At 43.7% G+C, this 13758-nt stretch carries 12 protein-coding genes; 8 read left to right on the top strand and 4 right to left on the bottom strand.

The window, feature by feature from the left end:
• Positions 1 to 22: 22 nt before the first annotated feature.
• Entirely contained in the window at positions 23 to 877 is an 855-nt protein-coding gene (gene dapF / locus AB5618_RS03335; protein ID WP_148461117.1) for a diaminopimelate epimerase, read from the bottom strand.
• A gap of 336 nt (positions 878 to 1213) precedes the next feature.
• Between dapF and AB5618_RS03330 the strand changes: the two genes are divergently transcribed.
• From AB5618_RS03330 to AB5618_RS03320, 3 genes are all read left to right on the top strand, one after another.
• Entirely contained in the window at positions 1214 to 1993 is a 780-nt protein-coding gene (locus AB5618_RS03330) for a transporter substrate-binding domain-containing protein (protein ID WP_148461118.1), read from the top strand.
• Between the two features lie 241 nt (positions 1994 to 2234).
• Entirely contained in the window at positions 2235 to 2927 is a 693-nt protein-coding gene (locus tag AB5618_RS03325; protein ID WP_118578179.1) for an amino acid ABC transporter permease, read from the top strand.
• 13 nt (positions 2928 to 2940) lie between these two features.
• A complete protein-coding gene (locus AB5618_RS03320) occupies positions 2941 to 3663 on the top strand; it encodes an amino acid ABC transporter ATP-binding protein (protein WP_148461325.1) in 723 nt (240 codons plus the stop codon).
• Positions 3664 to 3749: 86 nt separating this feature from the next.
• Here AB5618_RS03320 and AB5618_RS03315 read toward each other — a convergent pair whose 3' ends face one another.
• Positions 3750 to 4160, bottom strand: coding sequence for a CBS domain-containing protein (locus tag AB5618_RS03315; RefSeq protein ID WP_368366488.1), 411 nt, complete (start codon positions 4158 to 4160; stop codon positions 3750 to 3752).
• A gap of 20 nt (positions 4161 to 4180) precedes the next feature.
• A complete protein-coding gene (gene asnA, locus AB5618_RS03310; RefSeq protein WP_118578181.1) occupies positions 4181 to 5188 on the bottom strand; it encodes an aspartate--ammonia ligase in 1008 nt (335 codons plus the stop codon).
• A gap of 250 nt (positions 5189 to 5438) precedes the next feature.
• Here asnA and AB5618_RS03305 point away from each other — a divergent pair, with 250 nt between their 5' ends.
• Together AB5618_RS03305 and AB5618_RS03300 are read left to right on the top strand one after the other, a co-directional pair.
• Positions 5439 to 6335 carry a hypothetical protein gene (locus tag AB5618_RS03305; RefSeq protein WP_294432358.1) on the top strand — a complete coding sequence of 299 codons (897 nt, stop codon included), beginning with the start codon at positions 5439 to 5441 and terminating at the stop codon, positions 6333 to 6335.
• A gap of 127 nt (positions 6336 to 6462) precedes the next feature.
• The gene (locus tag AB5618_RS03300) at positions 6463 to 6531 is read left to right on the top strand and encodes a DUF6783 domain-containing protein (RefSeq protein ID WP_368072592.1); all 69 of its coding nucleotides are present in this window, start codon (positions 6463 to 6465) and stop codon (positions 6529 to 6531) included.
• Here AB5618_RS03300 and arcC read toward each other — a convergent pair.
• Positions 6518 to 7450, bottom strand: coding sequence for a carbamate kinase (gene arcC, locus AB5618_RS03295; RefSeq protein ID WP_368366487.1), 933 nt, complete (start codon positions 7448 to 7450; stop codon positions 6518 to 6520). The genes AB5618_RS03300 and arcC overlap by 14 nt on opposite strands.
• 691 nt (positions 7451 to 8141) lie before the next feature.
• Here arcC and AB5618_RS03290 point away from each other — a divergent pair.
• The 3 genes from AB5618_RS03290 to priA all read left to right on the top strand — a co-directional run bounded on the left by AB5618_RS03290 (position 8142) and on the right by priA (position 13733).
• Complete coding sequence (locus AB5618_RS03290) at positions 8142 to 9803, top strand: hypothetical protein (RefSeq protein WP_368366486.1); 1662 nt, start codon at positions 8142 to 8144, stop codon at positions 9801 to 9803.
• Positions 9804 to 10043: 240 nt separating this feature from the next.
• Entirely contained in the window at positions 10044 to 11501 is a 1458-nt protein-coding gene (locus AB5618_RS03285) for a UDP-N-acetylmuramoyl-L-alanyl-D-glutamate--2,6-diaminopimelate ligase (RefSeq protein ID WP_187565063.1), read from the top strand.
• A 3-nt stretch (positions 11502 to 11504) separates the two neighbouring features.
• Entirely contained in the window at positions 11505 to 13733 is a 2229-nt protein-coding gene (gene priA / locus AB5618_RS03280) for a primosomal protein N' (RefSeq protein ID WP_256144237.1), read from the top strand.
• Positions 13734 to 13758: the final 25 nt, after the last annotated feature.

Genomic DNA, 13758 nt, shown 5'->3' with positions numbered 1-13758 from the left:
CCGCAAGGGCCTTTTTATTGAGTCATTCTCCAAGAAATCCCAGATCAATTTCCCCATCAAATACAGTAGTCGCCGGACCAGTCATATAAACCTGATCGTCATTTTCGTCCCAGAAAATATTAAGATCGCCACCAAGAAGCTTCACGGTAACCGGCTGATCACGGTCAACCAGCCCGTTCAAAATAGAAGCAACTGCAACTGCGCAGGCACCTGTTCCACAAGCCAGAGTCTCACCGGAACCGCGCTCCCAGACTCTCATCTGGACAGTGTGTCGGTCGATGACTTTTACGAATTCGGTATTGACGCGGTCAGGGAAATTTATATGGTTTTCAAAAGATGGACCGATCTTTTCGATTTCCAGCCCGTCTACGTCATTCATGTATACGATGGCGTGAGGATTTCCCATGGAAACAGCTGTAAAGTGATAAATCTGTCCGTCTACTTCAATAGGGGCATTTACGACCTGCTCAGACTCAGATACAACTGGAATCAGAGAAGCCTGAAGAATAGGGGCGCCCATATTGACCTTTACCATACTGACTTTTCCGTCACGGATAGAAAGATCCAGATATTTCACGCCGCTTTTGGTCGCTACGCTGATACTGGTCTTGTTTACAATGCCGTAATCGTAAGCATACTTGGCTACACAGCGGATGCCATTGCCGCACATAGCACCCTGGGAACCATCCAGGTTGTACATATCCATCTCACAGTCTGCAATGTCAGACGGCTTAATCAGAATCAGTCCGTCTGAGCCAATTCCAAAATGTCTGTCACTCACAAATTTGGCAACTGCTGATGGATCTTTCACAGTTTCTTTAAAACAGTTCACATATACATAATCGTTGCCGATACCATGCATTTTTGTAAATTTCATAACAAATACCTCCTGTTTAGGCGGTTAACGCCTTGGTCATTCAATTATTTAATTACTCCACACGAATCATATCATAACACAGATCTGTTATCAAAAAGTGAATTTTTCCAAATAATGACAAAGAAGTTGGGGAAATTTATGGAAACTCTTGCATTTTTCCCAAAAGCTGATAAAATGAGGAAAAGATAGATGAATGAATATGCAGAAAGCATGAATAATTATGTCCCCATCTTGTGAAGTCGGTTGTTGTGGAAGAAATAAATAGCAACAGCTTACTATGTGGATGAAGATATAAGGAACTGGTTCTGTATATGAGATTAAGAGGAGGAAAAGAATATGAAAAAATTAGTAGCTCTTGCACTTGGCACAGTAATGGCAGTTTCCATGACTGCTGGCGTATCTGCTGCAACTGTTGAGTCAAAGGATGATCTTAAGAATGCAACAATCGGTGTACAGCTTGGTACAACCGGTGATATTGAAGCTAGTGAATATGAGGCTGACGGAGCAACTGTTAAGCGTTACAGCAAAGGAAGCGAAGCAATCCAGGCACTTATGGCCGGTCAGATTGACTGTGTGATCATCGACTCACAGCCAGCTCAGAAATTTGTTGAGAATGCAGACGGACTGAAGATCCTGGACGAGCCATTCGTTGAAGAAGAGTATGCAATCTGCCTGAAGAAAGGCAATGATGAGCTTCTTGACAAGATTAACGGCGCATTAAAAGAACTGAAAGAGGACGGAACTGTTGATGATATTATGAACAACTACATCGGTGATAACATTGGCGAGACACCATATGAGTCTCCGGAAGATGTAGACCGTTCCAACGGAACTCTTGTAATGGCAACAAACGCTGAGTTCGAGCCATATGAGTACCGTGACGGTGATGAGATTGTTGGTATCGACGCTGATATTGCACAGGCAATCTGCGATAAGCTTGGATATGAGCTTGAGATCGACGATATGGAGTTTGATGCAATCCTTGCTGCAGTGCAGTCTGGAAAAGCTGATTTCGGTGCTGCCGGAATGACCGTTACAGAGGATCGTCTGGAGAGCGTTGATTTCACAGACACCTATGCAAATGCAAGCCAGGTTATCATTGTAAAAGCTGACTGATAGAAATAATACAGCATAAGCTGTCAGAGAAGTGTGAGTCACCTAGATGAATGCTGTTTGGGAAAAGCTTGGAATGTATAAGCTTTGGATACAGGCAGATCAAGGTGACTCCTACTAATGTTACTGACTGAAAGAATGAAAACAGCCAGCATACAGTTCTGGCAGCTTTTCCTATATGGAATGGTGCCGAAAGAGAAGCAGGCACTGCACCATTAGATAAGCAAATAAAAAGGGAAATAATATGTTTGAAAAATTTGGACACGATTTTTATATCAATTTTATAAAAGATGACAGATACACCTGGCTGCTGGATGGTTTGAAAAATACCATGATCATCACAGTTTTCGCCCTGTTGATCGGTATCTGTATCGGTTTTCTGGTGGCAATTATCCGTTCTTCCCACGATAAATCCGGGAATTTTAAAATTGCCAACTCCATCTGCAGAGTTTATCTGACTGTGATCCGTGGAACACCTACTGTGATCCAGCTTCTGATCATGAACTTTGTAGTTTTTGGTTCTGTAAGCGTCAATGAGATTCTGGTAGGAAGTCTGGCATTTGGTATCAACTCAGGTGCCTACGTTGCGGAGATTGTCCGTTCCGGAATCATGTCAATTGACCAGGGACAGACAGAGGCAGGACGTAGCCTGGGACTTAATTTTACCCAGACCATGCGTCTTATTATCATTCCACAGGCGTTTAAGAATGTGCTTCCTGCACTGGTAAATGAGTTTATCGTGCTGATTAAGGAAACTTCTATTATCGGTTACATCGGAATGATGGACCTGACCAAGGGTGCAATGCTGATCCAGAGCCGTACCTACAATGCTTTTATGCCTCTTCTGGCAGCAGCTGCAATTTATCTGATCGTGGTCATGGTACTGACCTTCTTTATGAATAAACTGGAGAGGAGACTGAGAACCAGTGAGCGTTGATAAGAGTAAAGTTTTGATCCAGGTACAGGATCTGAAAAAAGCGTTTGGATCCAATCAGGTTCTGGATGGAATTTCCACAGATATTTGTCAGGGCGAGGTTGTTGCCATTATCGGACCATCTGGCTCTGGTAAATCCACTTTCCTTCGTTCTCTCAACCTTCTGGAGGAGCCTACAGGAGGTAAAATCCTGTTTGAAGGAACAGATATCACAGATCCTAAGGTTGACATAAATCGACATCGTCAGAAGATCGGAATGGTTTTCCAGCAGTTTAATCTGTTTCCACACAAGACGGTAAAGCAGAATATTATGATGGCACCGGTTGCACTGAAACTGATGACAAAGGAAGAGGCTTCCAGACGTGCGGACGAGCTTCTTGCCCGTGTGGGACTTCCAGATAAGGCAAATGCTTATCCGGATATGCTTTCCGGTGGTCAGAAGCAGCGTATTGCCATTGCAAGATCCCTTGCCATGAATCCGGATGTTATGCTTTTTGACGAGCCTACTTCTGCACTGGATCCGGAGATGGTTGGAGAGGTTCTGGAGCTGATGAAAGAGCTTGCAAAGAGCGGCATGACTATGGTTGTAGTTACTCACGAGATGGGATTTGCAAGAGAGGTTGCAACAAGAGTTTTATTTATTGATGACGGCAAAATTCAGGAACAGAATGCGCCGAAGGAGTTTTTTGAAAATCCGCAGAATCCGCGATTGAAGGAATTTTTGTCTAAGGTTCTGTAAAAAGAAAAAAGACAACCTTTTCCATTGGTTTAAATGGGACAGAGGTTGTCTTTTTTTTGTGTGAAAAAATGCGGTGATTTAAAATCCTATGCGTTTTTCTTCATTTCTTTATAACAATATTTGATGATTTCTTTCCTTGTGACAATTCCGATAAAGTGATCCTGATCATCTATAACCGGCACAAAGTTCTGGTTGATTGCGCGGTCCAGGAGATCCTCCATGTCGCAGTCAACGTGTACCGGTTTGTAGGTGGCTCTTCTGGAGATAGCCATAACCGGTACTTCCTCGGCTGCTTTCATATCCGTGATGTTCAGATTTTTCATTCCCCAGAGAAGATCGCCCTCAGAAATAGTACCTACGTATTTTCCATCTGGATTCAGAATAGGAATACAGGAAAATTTCCGGTGTTCTATTTTCTCAAGAGTCTGCCTCAAAGTTTCATTCTCGAAAATGTAGGCAATATCACTTTTCGGTGTTAAGAAAAAAAGTATATTCAATTTGATCCCTCGATTCTATTTTACAGAAGTGGAATACCGCCTTTAGCAGCTTCTTCCTGCATTTCCTTAGGCCACAGGGAAACATGTACTTCTCCAATATGAGCCTTGCGCAGGAAGAACATACAGATACGGGACTGACCGATACCGCCGCCGATTGTGTATGGAAGTTCTTTATTCAGAATGGCCTTCTGGAACGGGAGCTCTCTGCGGTCGTCACAGCCAGCTTCTGTAAGCTGTTTGTCAAGTGCTGTCTCGTCTACACGGATACCCATGGAAGAAAGTTCAAGGGCAATGTCCAGTACAGGATAGTATACCAGAATATCGCCGTTTAATTCCCAGTCATCATAGTCTGGAGCACGTCCGTCGTGGCGCTCGCCATTTGTCAGTTTCTTACCTACCTGCATAAGGAAAACAGCGCCTTTTTCTTTGACGATCTTGTATTCTCTTTCCTTAGGGGTAAGATCCGGATACATGTCTACAAGCTCTTCTGTGGAGACGAATGCAATCTCTCTTGGAAGAATTTCTTCTATGTAGTCATACTGTACTGCCATGTATTTCTCTGTCTTGCGGAGTACGCTGTAGATAGTACGGACAGTGTTAATGAGAGTTTCTACATTTCTCTCTTCTTTGGTGATGATCTTCTCCCAGTCCCACTGGTCTACATAGATGGAATGGATGTTGTCAACATCCTCATCACGGCGGATGGCAACCATATCGGTGTATAAGCCCTCACCTACAGAGAAACCATATTTCTTCAGTGCATAACGCTTCCATTTTGCAAGAGAATGTACGATTTCAGCGTTGCAGTCCATGCCTTTGATGTCAAAGCTTACCGGACGCTCCACGCCGTTCAGGTTATCATTGAGGCCGGAACTTGGATCTACAAATATAGGTGCGGAGACACGCAGAAGGTTCAGCTTCTGTGCAAGTGTCTGCTGGAAAAAATCTTTCACAGTTTTAATTGCTACCTGAGTATCATGAAGATTAAGGTCTGCATGATAGCCCATAGGAATTTTTAATTGTTCCATGGGAATCCTCCTTGTTGATTGTGTTAATCTCTGTTTTCTGTTCACGATAATTTCTAGTCAGACTGTGAACAGGAACAATCTTGGTTTATTATAACAGGTATTTTCCCGCTTGGCAATTTAGACCTTGCAAGAAATATGCAAAAAAGATACAATAAAAGACAAAGAATGTGATGATTTTTCCCTGTTGGAGCAAAAACAGGAATTACAGGTTGCAGTGAAACAGAATAACCAGAGAACCGGGAGGATGTCTATGGAGAAAAAGAGGTGCCAGGTCTGCGACGGGCCTGTTGTAAATGGCAGATGTAAGCTGTGTGGAATGCCTTATAGAAATGATGAGACTTTGTATCATCTGAATGAGAACAGAAGTGACCATTACCGTCATGCTACCAGCCTGGCGCGGGCAATCATGCGCCAGGAGGAAATCCCGCTGGGAGATAAGAAGGCTGGAAGTGCTGCATATAAGACCGGGACCGGAACAGGCGTGGCAGGAGCCGGAAATAAATATGATCAGAAAACGGGAACTGGAAGTTCTAAGTCACTGGCTGGTGCAGGCACAGGGAATTTTTATAATAAGGGAAGTGTGAAAGCTGGAAGTACATATGGAGGCAGCACTGGCGCTGCTAAGAATGGAAATAAGGTCTCTGTCCCTGCTGGGAATTATAATTCCAAGAGCAGACAAAGTACAGCTGGAACTTACAGCACTACAGCTAAAAAAAGCAGTGTTTACACCCAGAAACCGGTAAAAAAGAAAAAAGGCTCCCTTTTTGGATGGCTCATGGTCCTGGTGATCATTTGCGCAAGCTTACCGGAAATCCGGGATTCCTTGAAGGACAGCCTTGCTCCGATACTTGAAGAAGAATTTGGAGATATGTTTGGCTCTGGGGCTGATTCAGCCTCTTATAAACTGATGGCGGGAGATGTGCTGGAGGTTGGGGAAAATGTGGATGGAGGCATTGTCCCAGGATATTACATTGCTTCCTGTTCAAATGGTTTTGTGAGTTTTATGATCATGGGAGAAGATGGTGAAAACGGAAGCATGACAGTGACAGATGGCGTGGAGCGTAAGATTACCCTGAAAGAGGGAGATCTGATCGGAATCATAAATACAGAGTCAGAGGATTCCTCATTGATGCTTACTGCTCGTTGAGATTGGGGAAATAATAGTAAAATAATAGTAAAATAATAGTAAAATAATAGTAAAAAAAGGAACCTCGTCAGATGAGTACTTATTTCGTCGGAGGTTCCTTTTTGTATGTTTAGAGCGTATTTGAAAAATCATTCCCGCAAATTGTGACGCACATCTTGCAGAAAGCCTTTTTCAAACACTCTCTAGCGGATGGTAGTTCCTGTTTTTCCTTCATAGCCCTCTTTGGCATGAGCCATATCGGTAATCACAGTGCTCCGGCCTTCCCCTTTCTCAATAAAGGAAATACCTGCTTCGATTTTGGGAAGCATGGAACCGGAAGCAAACTGGTTCTCTTCAATGTATTTCTTAGCGTCCGCTACAGTGATGCTGCCAAGCTTCTGCTCATTTACCTGACCGTGGTTCAGACTTACGTTCTCTACACTTGTGAGAATCAGAAGAGTATCGGCATTTAATTCTTCTGCAAGAAGTCCTGCGGCAAGATCTTTCTCAATGATGGCACTGGCACCGTGAAGGTTGATGCCCTGCTCAAGCACTGGAATTCCACCGCCGCCGGCTGCGATAACAACCTGGTCTGCATTGAGAAGTGCTCGTATAGTCTCAAGCTCTACGATTCTCTGTGGCTTCGGAGCTGCTACGATTCGTCTGTATCCGCCATCAGCAAGTCTGGTGACAAAGTTTCCTTTTTCTTCTTCTGCTTCAGCTTCTTCCTCAGTGAGAACACGTCCGATAATTTTCTCCGGATCTGCAAAAGCGTCGTCATATGGATCAATAACAGTCTGGGTAAGAATGGTAGCAACAGGTTTGTAAATTCCGCGGCTGATAAATTCAGAGCGGATCGCATTCTGAAGGTCATATCCAATGTAGCCCTGGCTCATTGCGGAGCAGACTGACATAGGAGCGAATGTATAATCCGGGTGTGTCTTTCCAAATTCATTCATTGCAGTGTGGATCATGCCGATCTGTGGGCCATTGCTGTGGGAGATTACCACCTTGGCACCCTCTTCAACAAGATCTGCGATTGCTTTTACTGCGGCTTTGGTGGCTACTTTCTGCTCTGGAAGTGTGGTGCCGAGAGCTCTGTGACCTAATGCAACTACTACGATTTTTTCACTCATAGGAGATACCTCGTTTCTGTCAAGAATATAATGCGGATATCAGAGTTAAGTGGATTACTGTGAAAGTATTCACAGCAACATGAATGATTTCTCCGGACATCCTTGTGTAATATCTTCCATTATAAAAGCTAAGGGTGGGAATTGCAATAGAAAAGTCCTTGAAACAGGAAAAGCCATCCGCATCAAGCAGATGGCTCATTTCCTATATTTTTGAGGGGGGAGATAGAGAGTGGTTTTTCATCTATCCGAAATTCATTATATCGGCAATTTGTGAGGAAAATGTGTCTCAAATCTAAAAGAAATCGAAAAAATATGAAATGAAAATAAAATCCGACCCTTTATTGCATTTAAAGACCAAGTGTGGTAAAGTAAACCTATCTTGTTTCTGCATTCTGCAGAAAAGAATTTCTACCGCGCCGGTTCGGCGCAAGATAACCCGTTTTTTGAAGGAAACCTGTTAACCTGGGCGTTTTATACGCTTTTTTGAAAATGGATGCATACAATGGCAAGGCAAATTTGCTTCGGAATGCTGTGAATAGGATCTGTTTAAGTGAGAAAGGTGTGATTCCCATGTGCTGTCAGTGACTCATTTATATGGTGATGTCGCCAGTAGGCGGCAAGTCCGTTTTGTAAAATAGTAGTTTAATAACAGAGATTAGTGAAAAATAGGGGTAGAAAAGGAGAAGTTATAATGAAAAACAGAATATGGAAAAAGATACTGGCAGTGGGAGTAAGTCTGCTTGCAGAAGCTGGGATGCTGGTTGGATGCACGGCGCAGCCGGCAGTGGCATATGGAGCAGAAATGGAAGGCGGGTTATCTGTTGCCCAAGATGCGGCATGGACAGATTTACAGAAATTTCAGGCGGTGATTTCTGTAAAGGCAGATGGGCTGGCGTCACTTACGCGGGAAAATGAAAACCAGGAATATGAAAGTGACGATGAAAATTTATTCAGCAGTGGAAATCAGGACGGGAGCCTGGAAAATGATCAATATGATTTTTCGGATGAAACAATACCTCATCCAACATCTTACGAACTGGTAGTCTGGCTTTCTGAATATTTTCAGCCAGATGCTTCGTTTATGGCACCTGAAGGCTGCCTGAAAGAGGAGCTTCCTATCGAGACTGCTGACGGAAGATCCAGCAGTATAACCGGATTCCGCTGGAAAATAAATCCGGGAGAACAGGGCAAACAGCTGAAAATTCCGGTTACCTTGCGGGATGAATATCGTTTTCCAGCAGAAAAACATACAGTTCCTACCTGTCAGGATATTTTGCATGCAAATGGTGCTATAAGCGGAGAAGAAAATGGAGGCGGAGTTTACATTGTAAAAAAAGTGGAAAATGAAAAAACCATTTTGTGTAAAGCTTTATCTAAGAATCTGGAGATACCAGCTGCACACATGGATTTTTCAGTGGAAATGGAAGCCAAGGAAAAGGCGCTTTATACTGGAAAACGCATTCATATGGCAGTGAATCTGACAAATAATGGTCAGGTACCTTTTTATAAAATTTCCCTTCAGGCCAAAGTAAAAGAACAGGAACTGGTACCTGTGTGGGAAAAGGAGCCTGGCCTTGAAGTTTCGGAAAGTGGTGCAGTGCTGGAATGCCTTTCCGCAGGGGAAACACGAACCCTGTCTTTTTATATAGATCCGGACATGAATCAGAAAAGTAATCTGGAGCTGGAGCTTTTTGCAAAAACAGAAAATCCGGTTTCGTTGGAGAAAGCAGCAGAAAAACAGTTAACATTACAGCAGGGAAAAGCCTCTTTTACGGTAAAGAAAACAGCTGACTGCGACAACGCCAGCCCTGGGGAGACTGTGACTTATCAGATCAGTATTCACAATACCGGAGAGGTGACTCTGCATTCCGTAGTTACTACGGAACGTTTCGGGCTTGCCGGAGTAACAGCTACTTTTCAGGAACAGAGAGGTATAACCCTGAATAAAAGCAGAACTCAGGCGAAAATCCAGGAAATCGCACCTGGTGGCTGTGTGAATTTAAAGGCAAAAGTTGTACTTCCAAAAGATCTGAAAGACCAGAATCTGATGAATCAGATTATTGTAGTTACTGACGAGACTGGTGAGGAAAGCGCAGTGCGGGATCAGGCAACCATCCGTGTGGAAGATAAGGAGAAGGATGGAAATGGAAGCGGAAACGGAAATGGGGGTGGAAATGGAGATGGAACTGGCATAGGCAGTGGGAATAATGATGGCAGCACAATGGCTGCGTCCACCTCTCCAAAAACAGGGGATACTTCCCACAAAGAGCTGTTTCAGGTACTGATTCTGCTTTCGTTTCTTTTTTCCGCTGTAGCCGCCAGAAGAATGTTTGGAGGCAATGCTCACAGATGACTCGTGAATGGAAACTATAATGTGAGGTGAACGGTTACTGCTTTTTTAACAGGAAAGATTGAAAACAAATTCTGTGTGTGATATTCTATAAAAGAGTATGCGTTGCTGTATGATGTCACCAGATTAGAGCGTGTTTGAAAAATCATTCCCGCAAATTGTGACGCACATCTTGCTGAAAGTCTTTTTCAAATAAGCTCTGGCGTGATTTTAAAGCAACGTCAATATAGGGAGGCATATATTATGAAATTATCATCCTTATTAGAGAAGTTAGAATACACCTGCGTGCAGGGGAGCACAGAGCAGGAAGTCACTGGTGTTGTTTATGATTCCAGAAAGGTAACAGACGGCTCTCTGTTTATCTGTATCAGAGGTGCTGTTGTAGATGGACATAAATTTATCCCGGATGTAACAGCAAAAGGGGCTAAAGTTCTGATAGTAGAAGAGGAGGTTTCTGCACCGTCAGATGTTACGGTTATCCAGGTGACAGACACCAGATATGCTATGGCATTTATTTCAGCGGCCTGGTTTGGACATCCGGCAGAGAAGCTGAAAACAATCGGAATTACCGGAACCAAGGGAAAAACCACTACTACCTATATGGTAAAATCCATTCTGGAAAATGCCGGATACAAGGTTGGTCTGATCGGTACTATTGAGGCAATTATCGGAAATAAGATAATACCTGCTTCTAATACCACACCAGAATCCTATGTAGTTCAGGAGTATTTTCACGAAATGGTGGAAGCTGGCTGTGATTGTGTGGTTATGGAAGTTTCCTCACAGGGGCTGATGCTGCATCGTACTCAGGGATTTGTGTTTGATTTTGGAATTTTCACAAATATTGAACCAGATCATATTGGCCCAAACGAGCACAAGGACTTCGATCATTATCTGTCTTGTAAAGCTATGCTTCTCAAGCAGTGCCGAGTAGGAATTGTAAACCGTGATGATGAGCATTTTGACAGAATTGTAGAGGGACATACCTGTACTCTGGAAACCTATGGCTTTTCAAAAGAAGCAGACCTTCGCGCTGAGGATGCCAGACTGATTGGTGGAAAAGGCTATCTTGGAATTTCCTATCAGTTGAAAGGACTTATGGATTTTCCTGTTGAAATCGACATCCCAGGTAAATTCAGTATTTACAACTCTCTTACCGCTATTGCAATCTGCCGTCATTTTAAGGTTTCCCAGGAAAATATCCTGAAGGCTCTGAAGGTAGCAAAAGTAAAAGGCCGTATTGAGATGGTGAAAGTATCTGATGAATTTACTCTGATGATTGATTATGCACATAATGCAATGGCTTTGGAAAGTCTTCTTACTACATTGCGTGAGTATCATCCCCACAGACTGGTCTGCCTGTTTGGCTGTGGCGGAAACCGTTCCAGACTTCGCCGTTATGAGATGGGAGAAGTTTCCGGTCGTCTGGCAGATCTGACCATCATTACTTCTGATAATCCGCGAGATGAGGAGCCTCAGGCTATTATTGATGACATCAAAGTGGGCATGGCGAAGACAGAAGGTAAATATGTGGAGATTCCAGACCGCAAGGAAGCAATCGCTTATGCCATCCATCACGGAGAACCAGGGGATATTGTGGTGCTGGCTGGTAAAGGTCATGAAGATTACCAGGAAATCAAAGGTAAAAAATATCCTATGGATGAGCGTGTGTTGATTGCAGATATTCTTGCCGGAAAGTAAAACATGACATATGCAGATATTATTGTAGACATTTCCCATGAGAAGCTGGATAAAAGCTTTCAATATCTGGTTCCGGAGAAACTGAAGGACGAGATACAGGTGGGAATGGTGGTTTCCATTCCATTTGGAAGAGGAAATCATGTGCGCAAGGGATATGTAGTGGGGATTTCTGATGAGCCTAAGGTAAAGGGAATCCAGCTTAAGTCTGTTGTCGGTATTGAAAATGATCAGGAAACCACAGAATCCAGGCTGATCGCGCTGGCAGGGTGGATGAAAGAAAATTATGGCTCTACCATGATCCAGGCTCTGAAAACAGTTCTTCCTATTCAGAAAAAGATGAAAGCCCAGGAAAAAAGGTGGATAACCCTTCTGATTTCCAGAGAAGATGGGGAAAAGCTTCTGGAAGAGCTTGGCATGACCAGATTTAAAGCGCGTATTCGCCTTCTGGAAGCACTTTTGCAGAATGAAAATGGGAAAATCGAGACTGCCTGGGCTTCAAAGGAGCTTGGTACTACGGCTTCTGTCCTGAGATATTTTGAAGAACAGGGAATTGCTTCTGTGGAGTCAGATGAAGTGTACAGAAATGCAATTGCAGATGCAGAGAATATTCCGCATGTGGCACCAGCAGTATTAAGTATATCCCAGCAAATGGCTGTAGATCAGATCTTATCAGAATGGGAACACCCGGATCCGAGACCGGTTCTTCTTCACGGAGTTACCGGCAGTGGAAAAACGGAAGTATATATGGAGCTGATCGATAAGGTGATAAAGGAAGGCGGTCAGGCAATCGTGCTGATTCCGGAAATTGCGCTGACTTATCAGACTGTACGGCGATTTTATGGTCGTTTTGGTGATAAGGTGTCGGTAATTAACTCCAGACTTTCCCAGGGAGAGCGTTATGATCAGTTTAAAAGAGCCAAACAGGGAGAATTGCAGGTTATGGTGGGCCCCCGTTCAGCACTTTTTACTCCATTTGGAAGACTGAGGTTGATCATTATTGATGAGGAGCATGAATCTTCTTATAAAAGTGAAAACAGTCCAAGGTATCACGCCCGGGAAACGGCTATCCACAGAGCAAAGCTGGAAGGCGCAAGAGTAATTCTTGGTTCTGCAACTCCATCTATGGAAGCTTATTACAGGGCGAAAGAAGGAGAATATGTCCTTGTAAAGCTGGAAGCCAGATTTGAAGAAAGACCTCTTCCCAGGGTATCAATTATTGACATGAGGGAACAACTAAAAAAAGGAAACCGCCTTGCCCTCAGTCTGGAACTGAGAGAAGACCTGAGCCAGTGCCTGAAAAAAGGGGAGCAGGCCATGCTGTTTCTCAACCGCCGTGGCTACGCAGGGTTTGTTTCATGCCGTTCCTGCGGCCATGTAATGAAATGTCCTCACTGTGACGTTTCCTTAAGTGAGCATAATGGCAGAAAGCTGATCTGTCATTACTGTGGTTATGAAACTGTGAAACCGGACAAATGTCCAGTCTGTTCTTCCCCATATATAGGCGGTTTTAAAGCGGGAACCCAGCAGATCCAGCAGGTGGTAGAAAAAGAATTTCCAGAGGCAAGAGTTCTTCGAATGGATTACGACACTACAAGAGCTAAGGGAAGCTATGAAAAAATCCTGGCTGCTTTTTCCAGGCATGAGGCCGATATTTTGATTGGAACCCAGATGATCGTCAAGGGACATGATTTCCCGGATGTTACTCTTGTGGGGATCCTTGCTGCAGACTTATCCCTGAATGCTGATGATTATCGCAGTGGTGAGCGCACTTTTCAGCTTCTTACCCAGGCTGTGGGACGAGCAGGAAGAGGAAAGAAAGAAGGTCATGCCCTGATCCAGACTTATAGTCCGGATCATTACAGCATTCAGACAGCTGCAAAGCAGGATTACGAAGAATTTTATCAGGAAGAGATGGGATACCGTCTTCTTATGGATTATCCTCCGGCTGCCCATATGATGGCAGTGCTTGGTTCTTCGGAGGATGAGAAGCTTCTTGAGACAGCCATGCACTATCTTGGCCTGTTTACAGGAAAAATATATGCGGGAAAAGATCTTCATGTGATCGGTCCCGCTCCTGCGTCTGTAGGGAAAGTAAAGGATGTATACAGAAGAGTACTTTATCTGAAACATGAGAATTATGATCTGCTTGTCCGGATAAAGGACAGGCTGGAGGAATATATAGAAATCAATTCCGGCTTCAGAAAAGTTAATATACAATTTGATTTTTCATAAGGCGAAATACCGGAAATAAAGGGCT

The sequence above is a fragment of the Ruminococcus sp. J1101004sp1_RTP21198st1_B9_RTP21198_201120 genome (assembly GCF_040924245.1).
Classification (GTDB): Bacteria; Bacillota; Clostridia; order Lachnospirales; family Lachnospiraceae; genus Blautia_A; species Blautia_A faecis.
Note: the sequence above shows the minus strand (reverse complement) of the source record. Positions and strands in the feature narration are given on the sequence as shown.